Source organism: Candidatus Poriferisodalis sp., assembly GCF_965208555.1.
In the GTDB taxonomy this organism is placed as follows: Bacteria; Actinomycetota; Acidimicrobiia; order Acidimicrobiales; family Poriferisodalaceae; genus Poriferisodalis.
In genome coordinates, this window is record NZ_OZ242342.1 from 2,634,795 (window position 1) to 2,650,695 (window position 15,901).

The 15,901-nt window shown below is 67.7% G+C and carries 12 protein-coding genes and 1 pseudogene; 7 read left to right on the plus strand and 6 right to left on the minus strand.

The features are described from left to right. Positions 1-25 precede the first annotated feature (25 nt). Entirely contained in the window at positions 26-1,420 is a 1,395-nt protein-coding gene (locus tag ACOGXE_RS12135) for a PQQ-dependent sugar dehydrogenase (RefSeq protein ID WP_419931171.1), read from the minus strand. 264 nt (positions 1,421-1,684) lie between these two features. On the opposite strand from ACOGXE_RS12135, the gene ilvB reads away from it, so the two are divergent. The 5 genes from ilvB to ACOGXE_RS12160 all read left to right on the plus strand — a co-directional run bounded on the left by ilvB (position 1,685) and on the right by ACOGXE_RS12160 (position 6,467). Beyond that, the gene (gene ilvB, locus ACOGXE_RS12140; RefSeq protein WP_419931172.1) at positions 1,685-3,439 is read left to right on the plus strand and encodes a biosynthetic-type acetolactate synthase large subunit; all 1,755 of its coding nucleotides are present in this window, start codon (positions 1,685-1,687) and stop codon (positions 3,437-3,439) included. Next, complete coding sequence (ilvN, locus tag ACOGXE_RS12145) at positions 3,436-3,987, plus strand: acetolactate synthase small subunit (protein ID WP_419931173.1); 552 nt, start codon at positions 3,436-3,438, stop codon at positions 3,985-3,987. Before ilvB ends, ilvN begins: the two co-directional genes overlap by 4 nt. 56 nt (positions 3,988-4,043) lie before the next feature. Further along, on the plus strand, positions 4,044-5,081 hold the full coding sequence (gene ilvC / locus ACOGXE_RS12150) for a ketol-acid reductoisomerase (RefSeq protein WP_419931174.1): 1,038 nt from the start codon (positions 4,044-4,046) through the stop codon (positions 5,079-5,081). A gap of 143 nt (positions 5,082-5,224) precedes the next feature. After that, the gene (locus ACOGXE_RS12155) at positions 5,225-5,848 is read left to right on the plus strand and encodes a YqgE/AlgH family protein (protein ID WP_419931175.1); all 624 of its coding nucleotides are present in this window, start codon (positions 5,225-5,227) and stop codon (positions 5,846-5,848) included. A 118-nt stretch (positions 5,849-5,966) separates the two neighbouring features. Next, on the plus strand, positions 5,967-6,467 hold the full coding sequence (locus ACOGXE_RS12160; RefSeq protein WP_419931176.1) for an RDD family protein: 501 nt from the start codon (positions 5,967-5,969) through the stop codon (positions 6,465-6,467). 27 nt (positions 6,468-6,494) lie between these two features. Here ACOGXE_RS12160 and serC read toward each other — a convergent pair whose 3' ends face one another. Continuing rightward, positions 6,495-7,637, minus strand: coding sequence for a phosphoserine transaminase (gene serC / locus ACOGXE_RS12165; RefSeq protein WP_419931177.1), 1,143 nt, complete (start codon positions 7,635-7,637; stop codon positions 6,495-6,497). 161 nt (positions 7,638-7,798) lie between these two features. On the opposite strand from serC, the gene ACOGXE_RS12170 reads away from it, so the two are divergent. Next, positions 7,799-8,992: a pyridoxal phosphate-dependent aminotransferase gene (locus tag ACOGXE_RS12170; RefSeq protein WP_419931178.1), complete on the plus strand. Its 1,194-nt coding sequence runs from the start codon at positions 7,799-7,801 to the stop codon at positions 8,990-8,992. A gap of 1 nt (position 8,993) precedes the next feature. Then, complete coding sequence (locus ACOGXE_RS12175; RefSeq protein ID WP_419931179.1) at positions 8,994-9,935, plus strand: hydroxyacid dehydrogenase; 942 nt, start codon at positions 8,994-8,996, stop codon at positions 9,933-9,935. Positions 9,936-9,946: 11 nt separating this feature from the next. Here ACOGXE_RS12175 and ACOGXE_RS12180 read toward each other — a convergent pair whose 3' ends face one another. The 4 genes and pseudogenes from ACOGXE_RS12180 to ACOGXE_RS12195 form a co-directional block, all read right to left on the minus strand. Next, positions 9,947-11,254 (minus strand): amidohydrolase family protein, encoded by a 1,308-nt coding sequence (locus ACOGXE_RS12180; RefSeq protein WP_419931180.1) that lies wholly within the window; start codon positions 11,252-11,254, stop codon positions 9,947-9,949. Positions 11,255-11,347: 93 nt separating this feature from the next. Beyond that, a complete protein-coding gene (locus ACOGXE_RS12185) occupies positions 11,348-12,313 on the minus strand; it encodes a CobW family GTP-binding protein (protein ID WP_419931181.1) in 966 nt (321 codons plus the stop codon). After that, positions 12,310-13,989 (minus strand): amidohydrolase, encoded by a 1,680-nt coding sequence (locus tag ACOGXE_RS12190; RefSeq protein ID WP_419931182.1) that lies wholly within the window; start codon positions 13,987-13,989, stop codon positions 12,310-12,312. The genes ACOGXE_RS12185 and ACOGXE_RS12190 overlap by 4 nt, the downstream gene beginning before the upstream one ends. Beyond that, positions 13,989-15,901, minus strand: a pseudogene (locus ACOGXE_RS12195) (dipeptide ABC transporter ATP-binding protein). Before ACOGXE_RS12195 ends, ACOGXE_RS12190 begins: the two are co-directional and overlap by 1 nt.

Sequence of the window (15,901 nt, forward strand, 5' to 3'; positions counted from 1 at the left end):
CCGGTTGCCGTCGATTGGGCCTGCATCATCCGGTGAGGCGCCACACGCCGGTCTCGATGTCGATCACGTACAGCTCGCCGTGACGGTCCTCGGCGAATCCGACGGGCCGCGGCGTACTGATGCCGAGGCTCCACACCTCGTCTGGCTGCGCCCCAGGCTGCACCGAGACTGCATAGATGTCGCCCCCGCAGAGATCGGCGAACACGTAGCGGCCCGTCAGCCAATCGAGCTGGCTGCCCCGGTAGACGTGGCCCCCGATGACGGCACACAGGCCCCGCCCGTGCCGGTACTCGAAGTCCGGCGCCCGGTGGTCGGCAAGCTCATCGCCGACGAAGCGGCGGCTGCCCTCATAGGAGTTCCAGCCGAGATTGGCCCCGCCCTCGTCCAGCCCGAGCGCCGTGACCTCCTCCATACACTGTTGGCCGACATCGGAGACCCACAAGGTGCCGGTCGGCTCGTCAAGCGACATGCGGTACGGGTTGCGCGCCCCGTATGCCCAGATGTGCGGGTCGCTGCCGGGTCCGAGGTCAGGGTTGCCCGGTGCCGGGACCAGCCGCCAGTCGTCCGGATCGGAGCTGTCGCCGGTGTCGACGGAGAACCGCAGCACAGCTCCGAGCGGGGTGGCGAGATTCTGGCCGTGGTGACGCGGGTCACCGAGGCCGCCGCCGTCGCCGAACGATACGTAGAGCAGCCCGTCCGCGTCGAACAGCAAGTCGCCGCCGTTGTGCTGTGCATTCGTCTGCGGCACCTCCAGCACATCGGCGTAGCTGCCCTGCAGTGCCATGCGGTCAGCGGTCGGCGTGAGCACGGTGAGCATGCTGGACCCGTGGCGGTCGGTGCGGTTGATCCACAGCCGCCCGTTCGGGCCGAGCGTCATTCCCACGAGACCCTGGTCGTGCTCGGCCGCCGTGTTCGAGGAGAAGTCAGCAATGGGCTCCGAGCTGGTGACGGCACCGACACCGCGGCCGACGTGGCCCGCCAGGTTGGGCTCGAATCGCCAGATGCGACCTCTGCGATCGCCCACGAAGCCGCCGCCCGAGCCGCCGACTCCTGGTTCGCCGACGCTGGCGTCGGGGGCATCCCCGACGGCGCCGTCGAAGACCATCACGGTCGCTTCGGGCAAATCGATGTACGGCGCAAGTCCCACGGCGTGTTCAGGAAGCGCCTCGCGTAGCTCTATTGCGCCGAGCTCGGGAAGCCCGGCAGGGCAGGGTGTGTTGGAGGCCACGTACTCAGGCGTCTGCGTCAGCGGCAGGGTGGTGGCAGGCACGGTGGCCGCGGTGGTGCCGCCACCGCTGAGGCCGCTGGCGGCAGGGCCGGTGCCTTCGTCGATGCCGATGTCAGAACATCCGGCCGCCATCGCCCCAGCGGCGACCACCACGGCGCAGACTGCGACGCTGAACAGCCGTCCGCCCTGCACCCGGCCAATGTACGCCCAGCCGGCGGCATGGCCGCCTGATTCAGACCGTGCGTACGCGGACATCAGGTTGTGGACGCCCGGATGGCACGACAGAATGAACCGGTGCGCGCGCAAGCAGATCGGCTTGACTGCCCGGCTGAGCCCGTGAGGCGTGACGGGGCTGTAGGGGTACTTACCTAGGCGAGCCCGTCCCGACGCGCTCGCCCTGCCTCCCGCTCGGGAGGCTCTTTCATTTGGGGACACCGTCACTTCAGGAGATAGTCCATGGAACTCACCGGCGCTCAGGCACTGATGCGAAGCCTGGAGATGAGCGGCGTCGAGGTGATGTTCGGCCTGCCCGGCGGCGCGATCCTTCCGGTCTACGACCCGGTGCTGGACTCGCCGATCCGCCACGTCCTCGTTCGCCATGAGCAGGGCGCAGGCCACATGGCGCAGGGCTATGCGCATGTGACCGGCAAGCCCGGGGTGGCCATGGTCACCAGCGGGCCCGCGGCCACGAACATCGTGACGCCGCTGTGCGATGCCTTCATGGACTCGATCCCGATGGTCGTCGTGACCGGACAGGTCGCCATGTCGGCGATCGGCTCCGATGCCTTCCAGGAGTGCGACACCACCGGCATCACCATGGCGGTCACCAAGCACAACTACCTGGTCACCGAAGCTGCCGACATCCCGCGGATCGTGGCCGAGGCGTTTCACATCGCCACGACGGGGCGGCCAGGACCGGTGCTGATCGACCTGCCCAAGGACGTCAGCAACGAGATGATGACCTGGTACTGGCCCGACGGCGTGGAGCTGCCCGGCTACCGGCCCCGCAGCGGCGTCGATCCGGCTGCCATCGCCGAGGCAGCTGCGCTGATCCGCTCCGCTCAGCAACCCGTGATCTATGCGGGCGGCGGCTTGCTCAAGGCCCGGGCCGCGGAGGCGCTGCGCGAGCTGGCAGAGATGTGCGACATCCATGTGGTCACCACGCTGATGGCTCGTGGCGTGTTCCCCGACCGTCACCCGCTCTGCCTCGGGATGCCCGGCATGCATGGCAACTACTCGGCGGTGACGGCGATGCAGCAGGCAGACCTGCTCATCAACCTCGGGGCGCGCTTCGACGATCGGGTCACCGGCAATCCGGCCCATTTCGCCCCGAATGCCAAGGTCATCCATGTCGACATCGATCCGGCCGAGCACGGCAAGGTGCGCGTGCCCGACGTGGCGATAGCGGGTGACGCACGGTTGGCCGTCGAGGCGCTCATCGCGGCGCTGCGGCCTCCCGACGGCAGCGACGCCACCGATGCGATGGCCGACCGGTCGGCCTGGAAGTCCACGATCTCGGGCTGGCAGGAGCAGTTCCCGCTGCAATACGACCAGCCCTCCAGCGGCCATCCGCTGAAGCCGCAGTACGTGGTGGAACAGCTGCGTGACCACACGCCCGACGACACCATCGTGGTTGCCGGCGTGGGCCAGCACCAGATGTGGGCGAGCCAGTACTGGAAGTTCGACTACCCCTACACCTGGGTCAACTCGGGCGGCCTCGGCACCATGGGCTTCGCCGTGCCGGCGGCCATCGGCGCCAAGGTTGGCCAGCCGGACCGGACCGTGTGGGCTGTCGACGGTGACGGCTGCTTCCAGATGACCGCGCAGGAGTTGATCTCGGCAAGCGCCGAGAACATTCCGGTGAAGGTGGCCATCCTCAACAACGCCTATCTGGGCATGGTGCGCCAGTGGCAGGAGCTCTTCTACGCCGAGCGGTACAGCGAGGTGTACCTCAGCGCCGATCATCCCGACTACGTGGGCTGGGCCGAGGCCATGGGCTGCACAGGCATCCGCGTCGAGTCAGCCGAGGAAGTGGTGCCGGCGATCACGAAGGCGAACTCGATCGACGACCGCCCCGTGGTGATCGACTTCCGGGTCGACACCGAGGAGAAGGTGTACCCGATGGTGCCTGCCGGCGGGTCCAACGACGACATCATCCTGGGCCCCGAGGGCGACGCCGATGCTGCCTTGAAGGGCAGCGCGCCGTCGTGAGCGGCGCGCAGGGCGGCAGTCACGTCGTGAGCGACTCGCAGGAGCCCGACCTCCACATTTTCGCGGCCATCGTCGAGAACAAGTTCGGCGTGCTGGCGCGCATCGCCGGCCTGTTCAGCCGCCGGGGCTTCAACATCTTCTCGCTGGCGGTCGCACCCACCGATGACCCCGCCTACAGCCGCATCACCATCGTCGTCGACGTCCACAACACCGACGTCACCCAGATCGCCAAGCAGCTCGACAAGCTGATCAACGTCATCCACATCAGCGAGCTGCACCCGACCGACTCGGTCGAGCGCGAACTGATGCTGGCCCGCGTCGGCGCGGTCGATCTCGCGGCCGTCGTGGACGTCATCTCTGAGTACGGCGGTGAAGTGCTCGATCACACCGACGACGAGGCGATCGTGAGCGTCAGCGCCCACCCTGACCGGCTCGACCGCTGCGAGCGCCAACTGCGCCCCTTCGGCCTGCACGTGCTGCAGCGCACTGGACGCATAGCGCTGCGAGCGCTCGACGCCGACGAGCCCGCCGTCGGCATGGCGAGTTAAGTCCCTCCGGTTCCGGCAGACTCCGGCGATCTCAATCACTTCGAGGAGCGAACACGATGCCCGCCACCATCTATTACGAGGAAGACGCCGACCTCGGCCAGCTGGCCGGCCGCACGGTGGCCGTCATGGGCTATGGCTCCCAAGGCCATGCGCACGCCCTGAACCTGCGCGACAGCGGCGTCGACGTCGTGGTGGGGCTTCGCGAGGGCTCCTCGTCCCGCCCCAAGGCCGAGGCTGAAGGTCTTCGGGTTGCCGATGTGGCGGGAGCTGCCGCCGAGGCAGACATCATCATGATGGCGCTGCCCGATACCGACCAGGCCGCGATCTACGAGGACTCGATCGCTCCGAACCTGCAGCCGGGCAATGCCGTCGCCTTCTCGCACGGCTTCAACATTCACTTCGGCCAGATCAGCCCGCCCGCCGACGTGGACGTGTGGATGATCGCCCCCAAGGGACCGGGTCACAACGTCCGGCGCACCTACGTCGAGGGCGGCGGCGTCCCGGCGCTAGTGGCGATCCACCAGGACGCCAGCGGGAGCGCGCTGGCCGACGCCCTGGCCTACGCGAAAGGAATCGGCGGCACTAGGGGAGGCGTGCTGACCACCACCTTCGCCGAGGAGACCGAGACCGACCTGTTCGGCGAGCAGGTGGTGCTCTGCGGCGGTCTGACCGAGCTGATCCGAGCCGGCTACGAGACGCTGGTGGAGGCCGGCTACCAGCCCGAGTCCGCCTACTTCGAGACGCTGCACGAGGTGAAGCTGATCGTGGACTTCATCTACGAGGCCGGCATCTCGGGCATGCGCTACTCCATCTCGACCACTGCCGAGTACGGCGACATGACCCGCGGCTCACGCATCATCACCGACGAGACACGTGCGGAGATGAAGCGCATCCTGGCCGAGATCCAGGACGGCAGCTTCGCCCGGGAGTGGATCGACGAGAACCGCAACGGGCTGCCGAACTACCGGCGCATGGTCGAGGAAGGCAAGCAGCATCCCATCGAGCAGGTCGGCTCGGAGCTGCGGGCGATGATGCCGTGGATCACCGCAGGCCGTCAGGACGTGACCGCCGCGTCAGGCGGCGCCGTTTCCTGAAGCGAGACGCCGACACGTGCGCCTTCTCGTTGTCGCACGTGTTCCTTCCCGCTCTTGTTCGCTTCGCTCACGGGCCGCTCGGGCCACGACTGTGCCTAGAGCACAGTCTCTGAGACGCGGCGGCGCGGTGGCAGAATCGAGGTGTGGTCGACGTCGTCGTGACTCCGGTGCGGGCGCCCGCCGCGGGTGACCTGCTGGTGGCGACGCCGCGCTTGGTGGATCCCAATTTCGACCGCACTGTCGTGTTCGTGATCGAGCACCAGGAAGCGGGGACGCTGGGGGTGGTCATCAATCGAGCGTCGGACATCTCGTGTGCGTCGGCGGTTCCGCGCTGGGCGTCGCGTTTCGCAACCGAAGCTGCAGTTGGGCTCGGCGGTCCCGTGGAGCCTCAGGGCCTGCTTGCGCTTGGGGCCACATCGGATCCGTCCGCGGGCCAATTGCCGTCGCCCTCGGATTCCAGCGGTGGCTCCGCTGAAGCCGGCGGCGTATGGCGCACGGTCAACGGGACCGTCGGACTGGTCGACCTCACCGCCGATCCGTCTGAACTCGATGCCGAAGTCACTGCCGTCCGGATCTATGGCGGGCACGCCGGATGGGGGCCCGGCCAGCTGCGAGGCGAGCTGCAGGCGGGCTGCTGGTGGGTGTTCGACTCGGCACCTGGCGATCTGACTGCGGATGCAGCGACGCTCTGGCACGACGTGCTGGCGCGCCAATCGCCCCCCGCGCGGTTGCTCGCGAACTACCCCGACGACCCGGCCCACAACTAGCGCTTCGGATCAGCTCGCGGCGCCGACGCTGACGGAGGTGTGCCGGAGACTGCGGTCAACTGCGCGCTAGGTTCGCGCGCACATCTGTCGACCGCATCAACGACGGCGGAGGCCATTCATGAGCGACTACGGCGAGCCCCCGTCGTCGGACGGAAGCCGGCGGACTGGCTGGGCTGAACTCGGGTCCGGCGACACCGTGGAGCTGGCGCGACCTGGGGCACGTCTCGGCGCTCGTGTCCTCGACATCATCATCGAGATTGTCATCTTGATCGTGGTGGGCCTGGTGGTGTTCGGTTCGGGAGTTTCTGACTCCGACATCGGCGTGACGGACTTGTTGCTCCCTGCCGCCGTCGGCGTGGCCTACGAGGTGGTGTTGATCGCGCTGTGGGGTCAGACCCTGGGCAAGCGCATGGTCGGGATCAAGGTGATCAACGCAGCGCACGGTGGCGTGCCCGGCTGGGGCAAGGCGGTCGGCCGGTGGGCAATTCCCGGCCTCGTCTCGCTCATCCCCATTTTCGGCTGGCTCTTGGCAATCCTGTGCTACGTCAGCCTGACGTGGGACCGCGTCTACCAAGGCTGGCACGACAAGGTCGCGGGCACCCTGGTCATCAAGAAGTGATGCTCGACTGAGTTGCCGGTTGCGGGGTCAGAGTCGCTCGACGATGTAGTCGATGCAGGCGGTCAGGGCTTTGGCGTCTGCGGGCTCGATGGCAGGGAAGGCGGCAATGCGGAGCTGGTTGCGGCCCAGCTTCCGGTAGCCCTCGGTGTCGATGATGTCGTTGGCCCGCAGCGCCGCGGCGATGTCGTCGGCACTGACGCCCTCGAAGTCGATGGTGCATACGACGGGGGAGCGCATCTGGGGGTCTGCGACGAACGGCGAGGCGAAGTCCCGGGCTGCAGCCCAGTCGTAGATGGTGCTGCTGGAAGCTGCCGAGCGAGAGGCCGCCCAGGCGAGGCCGCCGCCGTCCAGCATCCACTCGGCGGTTTCGAGCGTCAGCAGAATCGTGGCCAGCGCCGGCGTGTTGTAGGTCTGGTCTTGGCGGGAATTGCTCGCGGCGATGGCCAGGTCCAGCGTGGCGGGCTTGTAGCGGCCCTCGCTGTCGATCCGTTCGATCCGCTCGATCGCGTTCGGTGAGCACAGCGCTATGAAGAGCCCGCCGTCCGCGGCGAAGGCCTTCTGCGGAGCGAAGTAGTAGCAGTCGACGTCTGCGGGGTCCCACGTCATCGCTCCCGCGGCAGAGGTCGCGTCGACCAGGACCAGTGCGGGCGAGGCGCCTTGCCGGAACGGGTCCAGTTGCGGTTGCGTCAGCGGCATCGCCACACCGGTGGATGTCTCGTTGTGGGTCAGCGCATACACGTCGATCCCGGCGTCGGGCTCAGGCGTCGGGTGGCTGCCGTACGGCGCTGTGATCACCACTGGGTCTTCCAGATGCGGCGCGCCAGCAGTCACAGCAGAGAACTTCTCGGAGAACTCGCCGAAGGCCAGGTGCTGTGCCCGGCGTTCGATCATCGAGAATGCGGCGGCGTCCCAGAAGCCGGTGCTGCCGCCGTTGCCCAGCACCACCTCCCAGCCGTCGTCCAAGCCGAACAACTCGGTCATGGCCGCTCGCAGCCGGCCGACCACCGAGCGCACGCCGGTCCGGCGATGCGAGGTGCCCATGTAGTCGAGTGTGCGAGCTTCCAGCGCTTTCACAGCTTCGGGTCGAACCTTGGACGGGCCCGAGCCGAAGCGCCCATCGGCGGGTCGCAACTCGGCGGGAAGAGAAATCGATGAGGGAGAGGCAGCCATCGGCTGCCACTATTGCGCCCGGGCCAGTCGCCGACAACCACATTTTGTTGACAATTCGCCCGGAACCTGGCGCGGCACGTCCTGCGGGGTGGCGCCACACGACTTGGCGGCGAGACTGTCGGGCGCTCGCGGCAGCGTGTCGAGCAGACGGGAGACGCTCAATGAGCAATCGAGTATCGACGGCACTGGCGGGCATCGCCCCGTCGGCCACCCTCGCCGTGGACGCGAAGGCCAAGGCGTTGCGGGCGGCGGGCGAGAACGTGATCGGCTTCGGCGCCGGCGAACCCGACTTCCCGACACCCGAGCACATCGTGGACGCCGCAGCGGCTGCATGCCGTGACACGGCGAACCACCGCTACTCGCCCGCCGGCGGTCTGCCTGCCTTGAAAACCGCGCTGGCAGCCAAGACCAAGCGCGACAGCGGCCTCGACTGGGACGCGAGCCAATTCCTGGTCACGAACGGCGGCAAGCAGGCCGTCTACAACACCATGGCCGCGCTTATCGATCCCGGCGACGAAGTGCTGTTGCCGGCGCCCTACTGGACCACCTATCCCGAGGCGATCCGGGTGTTCGGCGGCGTGCCGGTCGAGGTGTTCGCCGGCATCGAGAGCGGGTTCCGGGTGAGCCTGGACCAGCTCGAAGCAGCACGCACCGACCGCACGAAGGCGCTGCTGTTCGTGTCGCCGTCCAACCCGACCGGCGCCGTGTACCCGCGGGATGAGATCGTCGCCATCGGCCAGTGGGCCGTCGAGCACGGCCTGTGGGTGATCACCGATGAGATCTATGAGCACCTCACCTACGGCGATGCGGAGCACCACTCGTTGCCGGTGCTTGTGCCCGAGATCGCCGACCGCTGCGTCGTGCTGAACGGCGTCGCCAAGACCTACGCCATGACGGGCTGGCGGGTCGGGTGGATGGCCGGGCCGCCCGACGTCATCGCTGCGGCCACCAATCTGCAGAGCCATGCCACCTCCAACGTCTGCAACGTCGCCCAAGCGGCGGCGCTTGCCGCAGTGTCGGGCGATCTCGAAGCTGTGGCCATGATGCGGGCGGCCTTCGACGTGCGCCGCCAGCGCATCACCGAGATGCTCAACTCGATTGACGGCGTCGAGTGCCCGGAGCCCGAAGGTGCGTTCTATGCCTTCCCGAACATGGAAGGGCTGCTGGGACGCCGCTACGGCGATACCGCGGCGAACACGACGCTGGAGCTGGCGGCAGCCGTGCTCGAGCAGGCCAAGGTGGCGTTCGTGCCCGGCGAAGCGTTCGGTGCCCCCGGCTATGCCCGGTTCTCGTTCGCCCTGGGTCTCGACGATCTGGCCGAAGGCATCAGCCGCATAGCAGACCTGGTCGGATGAGATGGCACGAGTCCTGGTTGCCGAGACGCTGGCCGACGCCGGTCTACGCCTGCTGAGCGCGGCCGGCCACGACATCGACATCCGCACGGGGCTGAGCCCCGACGAGCTTCGCGACGCTATCCCTGGCGCGCAGGCGCTCGTCGTCCGGTCGGCGACACAGGTCGATGTCGACCTCTTGGCCGCCGGAGACTCGCTCGTCGTCGTCGGGCGTGCCGGCGTCGGGCTCGACAACGTCGATGTGGCCGCTGCGACCGAGCGTGGCGTGCTGGTGTGCAACGCACCGTTCAGCAATGTGGTGTCTGCGGCGGAGATGACCGTGGCGCTCATGCTGACGCTGGCGCGCCATATTCCGCAGGCTCATCAGGCGCTCTCGGACGGCCGGTGGGAGCGCAGTCGCTGGGGCGGCATGGAGATCTACCGAAAGACGGTCGGCATCTTGGGTCTGGGCCGAGTCGGTCGCCTGGTGGCGCAGCGGATCGCCCCGTTCGATGTGGCGCTCATCGCCTACGACCCTTACGTGAGCGCGGAGTCAGCCCGCGCAGCCGGGGTCGACATGGTGCCGTTCGAAGAACTGCTGGCGCGGTCTGACATCATCACGCTCCACATGCCGCGGACTGCCGAGACGGCCGATCTGCTCGGCGCTGAGAACCTCGCCAAGTGCCGCCCGCATGCCCTGATTGTGAACACGGCCCGGGGCGGCATCCTCGACGAGGCGGCCGCTGCGCAGGCCCTCGAAGAAGGCCGGCTGGGCGGTGTAGCGGTGGACGTCTATGCGACCGAGCCAGCTACCGACTCCCCGCTGTTCGGCCGCCCCGATGTGGTCGCCACCCCGCACCTCGGTGCCAGCACCACCGAGGCGCAGGACCGCGCCGGCACCCAGATCGCCGAGCAGGTCAACCTGGCGCTGGCCGGCGATCCCGTCCCCTACGCAGTCAACGCCTGATCGGGCAAGCGTCAGCGCTGGGCGGCGACTGCGGCGGCGTCGGGGTGTCCCAGGTAGCGCTCGGGGATCTCGAAGCCGAAGATGCGGGCGGAGTTGAGCCCGAGGATCTTGGCCCGTTCGCCGTCGTCGAGGTGGCTCATGGTGCGTTCGATGGCCTGCGCGGAGTATGGCCACGAGCCCTCGTGGTGGGGGAAGTCGTTCGCCCACAGGAAGTTGTCGACCAAGCCGTGCTCGCGGGCGAGGTCGAGGCCGGCAGGGTCTTCTTGGAAGCTGGCGAAGCCTTGGCGCTTGAAGTACTCGCTGGGCAGCATCTGCAGCTTGGGCCGCACCCACATGTGGTGCTTGAGGTACGCCTCGTCCATAGCGGTCAGCATCCACGGCACCCAGCCGATGCCGGCCTCGATCGACCCGAACTGCAGCTTGGGGTGCCGCTCCGCGACGCCTGAGGCGCAGATGTTGACCAGCGGCTCCATGGTGGGCGCCAGCGAGTGCACGGCGTAGTTGATGACAGCACCGCCCTGGCTGCGGGAGGTACGTGGATCACGCCCGGTTGAGACGTGGAACGTGACCGGCAGCTCTACCTCGTCAATGCAGTCCCACAGCGGCTCCATCTCGCGCAGGTTGTAGTTGAGGTCGTCGACGTCGGGCGGCCCGAAAACGGGCTTGGCCGGCAGACTCAAGCCCTTGAACCCGAGCGCTGCGCAGCGCTCGATCTCGGCGATGGCCTTGTCCAGCGCCGCAGGGGCGATGCAGGCCATCGGCGCCAACCGGTCGTTGTAGTCGGCGAACTCCTCCCAGGCCCATTCGTTGTAGGCCCGGCACATGGCGTGGCTGAAGTCGGCATCGGGGGTGGCCCAGATGGACAGTCCCTTGTTCGGAAACAGGATCTCGGCATCGCAGCCGTCGAGCGCCAGATCGGCCAGCCGGGCCTCGGGGCTGCGCCCGGACTGGTTGCGCAGCTTCTCATGGCCTTCGAACGGCTTGGTCCAGTTGAGCTTGGCCGGCCGGAAGCCCTCCGCCTTCTGGAAGAACTGCTCCTCGGTCGCACCGCCGCCTTCACCCTTGGCGCCGGCGTCCTTCGCGCCCTTGCCGTGAACGTCCATGGCCTTGGTGACGGCGATGGTCGGCAGCCGGTGGTGATACGCAGGATCGATGCGGTCGTAGAGGAACGTATTCGGTTCCTGCACATGCCCGTCCGCCGAGCACATGAAGAACTTGTCGTCGGCATCCGGTCGCGCCGATCGAAGCCACCCCTCATTGCCCGGTGTCTCGGTCCGCCACACGTTGTTGACATCAGGTTCAGGAACAGTGATCGCCATCTCAGTGACTCCAGGACCGGGGCAAAGGGGAGCGGCCGCCATGGGCACGGCCGCACGGCTGCGCCAATGAGTCTGGCACGAGCGCGTCTGCGATCACTGAGTTGCCGTCTTGAGCCGAGAGCGCAACCAGTCGGGAGGCAGCGTGCCCTTGTGCGCGATGACGCTGATGGCCCAGCGGCGAGTCGATTCGTGTGACTCCGCTGGTTGCCTGTCGATCGAGGTGCGGACGCCGACGGCTTGCACCACATAGATCGCGACCTGGCCGCTCGAGTCTGAGAGCGGTACCAGTCCCTTGAGGCGGGCGACGCCGTCGGGCAGGTCGGCGAGCAGCGCTTCGACAACGGGCATCGGCACGGGGGTGTCGAGTTCGACGGTCTGTGACTCGAACACTTCCTCCGCTGTCACTGGCGTGGCGGCGACGGCTGCGGCAGGACTGCTCTGCGGCGGTTCTGCGGCATCATCTCGAAGCCTCGGGCCGAACAGCACGTCGATGGGCACTGCCGCCCGGCTGGAGCGCACCAATGCGGCCTGCCCGGCGAGTCCCGCCAGCCAGTCGCACAACGCATCAGCGGCGGCGGCATCGCCGAGCAGGTCGACCTTGTTGACGACGAGCAGGTCTGCCGCTGCGAGCTGCATTCGCACGGTGTCGGCCACCCAGCGGTCACTGGCTTGACGCCGCACCTGCTCGGCATCGGCCAGCACGACCACTGCGTCGAGTCGCAGACCGGGGGTGTGGCCATACGCCGCGATCTGGGCGGGGTCGGCTACGCCGCTCGCCTCGATGAGCAGCCGCTCGGGCAGCACCTCGGCGGACCGGACAGTGTTCAGTGCCACAGCAAAGCCATCGGCCAAGGTGCAGCAGATGCAGCCGTTGGCGAGGGTCAGCTTGTCGCTCTCGGCAGCGACGATGAGATCCTCGTCGATGGAGATCTCGCCGAAGTCGTTGACGATCACTGCGATGCGTTCGTCCGACGAACGCAGCACGTGGTTCACGAGCGTGGTCTTGCCGGCGCCGAGATAGCCGCCGATGACGGTCACGTGAATGGGCTGAGTGCTCACACGTCGCTGATCTCGGCGGGCTGGGGCACGCCGCCGAGCACCGTGCCCCACACGCCGATGTCACGCAATGCCATCGGATCGACCTCGAGAGGATCGTCGTCGAGCACTGCGAAGTCGGCCAGCTTGCCTGCTTCGATGCTGCCGATATCGCCGTCCAGCTTGAGCTGCCGGGCCGCCTCGATGGTGATCGCTCGCAATGCGTCCGGCACGCCGATGCGCTCATCAGGCCCCAGCACCTCGCCCGACGCCGTCACCCGATTCACGGCGCACCAGGCCGTGTGCAGGTGCCCGAGCGGCGTAATCGGCGAATCAGAATGGACCGAGAAGCTGACGCCGCTGTCCAGAGCTGTGCGGCAGGCGTCCATGCGGGCAGCGCGTTCGGGCCCCACGGTGACGTCCCGGTGCTGGTCGCCCCAGTAGTAGATGTGGTTCGAGAAGATGTTGGCGCACATGCCCAGGGCTGCCATGCGGCGGTACTGGTCGGGCGTGGTGAGCTGGCAGTGCTGCACGGTGTGGCGGTGGTCCCAGCGGGGGTAGCGCTCCAGCACCTGCTCGACGGCGTCAACGAACACCTCGGTTGCCTCGTCCCCGTTGCAGTGACAGTGCACGGTCAAGCCGGCCCGGTGGTACGGCTCTACGAGATCGGCCATCTGGTCGGGCGCCGTCAGCCACATGCCGTTGCCGATATGCCCCGGCGGCGGTTTGTAGTAGTGCGGCCAGCTGATGCGGGCAGTGAACCCTTGGATCGAGCCGTCCAGGATCAGCTTCACGATGCCGAAGCGCAGCTTCGAAGTCTGCTCGCCCTTCAACTGCACGCACAGCTCGGCGAGTTCGGCCGGATCGGCTGTGGCGCCGAACAGGTTCGACATTGCCACCATCACCCGGGCCGGATATGCCGGATCGCTGGTCACCTTTTTCCAGTTGCCGAGCTGTTCAGGGTCCCAGAGCTGCGTGGTGCCCAGGTCGGTCAGCAGGGTGTGCCCCGCATTGCGCGCCTCGTTCGCATAGCGCCAGCGGGCTTGCTCAGTGCGGTTGGCGTTCATCATGTCGACGAACGCGTCGGCGGCGAGCATCATGCCCGCGGGTTCGTGAAGCTCGCCATTGGGCAATCCGTCGCCGCCGCGGGCAACTCCCGGGCTGGTCGCCGTCTCGTCTATCCCGCAGCGCTCCATGAGCGCGGTGTTGATCGTGGCGAGATGCCCGCTGGCATGCAGCACCAGTGTCGGCCGATCGCCGGTCACCGTGTCGAGATGGCGTGCCACGAGCCGCTCGCCAGGGAAGTAGATGGGGTCGAGACCCCAGGCCAGCAGTGTCTGCGAGTCGTCTGTCATGTCCGCCGCGGCCTTGCCGAGACGCTCGAGGACATCGTCGATCGACGTGCAGCCGGGCCACAGCAGTCCCTGCGGGTCGCGCCGGTCGAAGTAGCCGACGTAAGTGGAGTTCCACAGCCCGCCCGACATGACGTGGCAGTGGGCTTCGATGAATCCGGGCATCAGCACGTGCTCGGCAAAACGATCGTCAACGCGGTGCTCGCCCCACGACGCCAGCTCGTCGGTGCTGCCGACGCCCAGGATGCGATCGCCCGACACTGCGACGGCTTCGCCGAAGGGAAAGGCGGGGTTGATGGTGATGACCCGCCGAGCCGGGTAGATCACGAACGGTTGGTTCGTTCCCATCAGACGTGCTCCTCTTGCGCCACGAGGTGCCCCGGCTCCACCTCGACGAGCGTCACCGGTTCGGGGGCGGTGCCGGCTTCGAAGACCGGGCTTGGCACCTCGTCGGTCTGCACCGAGCGGTCGGTCCGGCGCCGGCCGGGATCGGCGATCGGCACCGCGTCGAGCAGCCGCTTGGTGTAGTCGTGCATGGGATTCTCGAAGATGGCGCGACGCGATCCCAGCTCGACGATCTGGCCGAGGTACATCACGCCGACCCGGTGCGCGATCCGCTCCACGACGGCGAGGTCGTGGCTGATGAACAGGTACGACAGGCCCATCTCGTCCTGCAGGTCCATCATCAGGTTGATGACCTGCGCCTGGATCGAGACGTCCAGCGCCGAGACCGCCTCGTCGGCGATCACCAATTCGGGCCGCAGCGCCAAGGCCCGGGCGATGCAGATGCGCTGCCGCTGACCGCCGGAGAACTGGTGCGGGTACTGCCGCATGTCGTCGGGCGACATGCCGACCCGTCGCAGCAGGTCGGCGACCACGTCGTTGATCTCACGCTTGGGCACGGCACGATGGATCTCGAGTGGCTCCGCAATCGCCTTGCCCACCGTCCGGCGAGGATCGAGGCTGGCGAAGGGATCCTGGAAGACGATCTGCGCCTTGCGCCGGTGAGGCCGCAGCGCTCGGGGCCCGAGGCTCGTGATGTCGGCGCCGTCGAGCCGGATGGTGCCGCTGGTCGGATTCAGCAGGCGGATGATCAGGTACGCCAGCGTCGACTTGCCGCAGCCGCTCTCGCCCACCACAGCCAGCGTTTCCCCCCGACCGATGTGCAAGCTCACCTGCTCCACGGCGTGAACGCGCGCGCCATGGCTGGCTGGGAAGTGCTTGGTGAGCGCCTCGACCTCGACGATCGGTGCCGCGGCATCGTGCTGCGTCACGAGTCCGAGCCTCCGCCGCTGTCAGTCCCCGAGGCGGCGGCCGCTGCGAGTGCATCGGGGTCGATCAGGTCGAAGCGTTGCGGGGCCTCGACGCCGGACATCGACCCGAGGCGTGGCACGGCCGCCAGCAGCGACTGCGTGTACGGCTCGCTCGGCCGATCGAAGATGTCCGAGACGTGGCCGCGTTCGACCAATCGCGACTGCTGCATCACCACCACCTCATCGGCTACTTCGGCAACGACGCCCATGTCGTGGGTGATGATCAGCACGGCTGCGCCGGTCTCGCGCTGCATCTCGGCGATGAGGGCGAGGATCTGTGCCTGGATCGTCACGTCAAGCGCCGTGGTGGGCTCATCCGCGATCAGGATCGCCGGGTCGCAGGCAAGCGCCATGGCGATCATCACTCGCTGACGCATCCCGCCCGACATCTCGTGGGGGTACTGGTCGATCCGGCGCGCAGCATCAGGGATGCGCACCCGGTTCAGCATCTCCAGGGTGCGTTCGCGAGCCTCGCGGCGATTCATGCCCAGGTGCAGGCGCAACGCCTCGCCGATCTGGCTGCCGACGGTGTACACCGGGTTGAGGCTGGTGAGCGGCTCTTGAAAGATCATCGAGATGCGATCGCCCCGGATCGATCGCATCTGCGGTTCGGGCAGCTGCAGCAAGTCGTCGACGCTGCCGTCGTCATGGCGGAACAGCACCTCGCCGCTGCGGATCTCCGCCCGGGTGCCGATCTCGATGAGCCGCATGATCGACAGCGCCGTGACCGACTTGCCCGACCCCGATTCGCCCACTACCGCCAAGGTGGCACCGTCGTGCAAGTCGAACGACACGTCGCTGACGGCAACGAAATCGTCAAAGCCGACGGTCAGCCCCTGAACACGCAGCCTCGGTGCCGCGCTGTTCCCGTCGGTCGCGGCTGCTGCGCTGCTGTCGCCTCCTGCGTCGGCTGCGTTGCTGTCGCCTCCTGCGTCGGCCGTGCTCAT

What these genes read in the sequence shown, in the direction of transcription:
- serC (WP_419931177.1), bottom strand. Translation starts at nt 7,637, where the DNA reads ATGGCTGCCTCTCCCTCATCGATTTCTCTTCCCGCCGAGTTGCGACCC.
- ACOGXE_RS12160 (WP_419931176.1), top strand. Translation starts at nt 5,967, where the DNA reads ATGAGCGACTACGGCGAGCCCCCGTCGTCGGACGGAAGCCGGCGGACT.
- ilvB (WP_419931172.1), top strand. Translation starts at nt 1,685, where the DNA reads ATGGAACTCACCGGCGCTCAGGCACTGATGCGAAGCCTGGAGATGAGC.
- ACOGXE_RS12175 (WP_419931179.1), top strand. Translation starts at nt 8,994, where the DNA reads ATGGCACGAGTCCTGGTTGCCGAGACGCTGGCCGACGCCGGTCTACGC.
- ACOGXE_RS12190 (WP_419931182.1), bottom strand. Translation starts at nt 13,989, where the DNA reads ATGGGAACGAACCAACCGTTCGTGATCTACCCGGCTCGGCGGGTCATC.
- ACOGXE_RS12180 (WP_419931180.1), bottom strand. Translation starts at nt 11,254, where the DNA reads ATGGCGATCACTGTTCCTGAACCTGATGTCAACAACGTGTGGCGGACC.
- ACOGXE_RS12170 (WP_419931178.1), top strand. Translation starts at nt 7,799, where the DNA reads ATGAGCAATCGAGTATCGACGGCACTGGCGGGCATCGCCCCGTCGGCC.
- ilvC (WP_419931174.1), top strand. Translation starts at nt 4,044, where the DNA reads ATGCCCGCCACCATCTATTACGAGGAAGACGCCGACCTCGGCCAGCTG.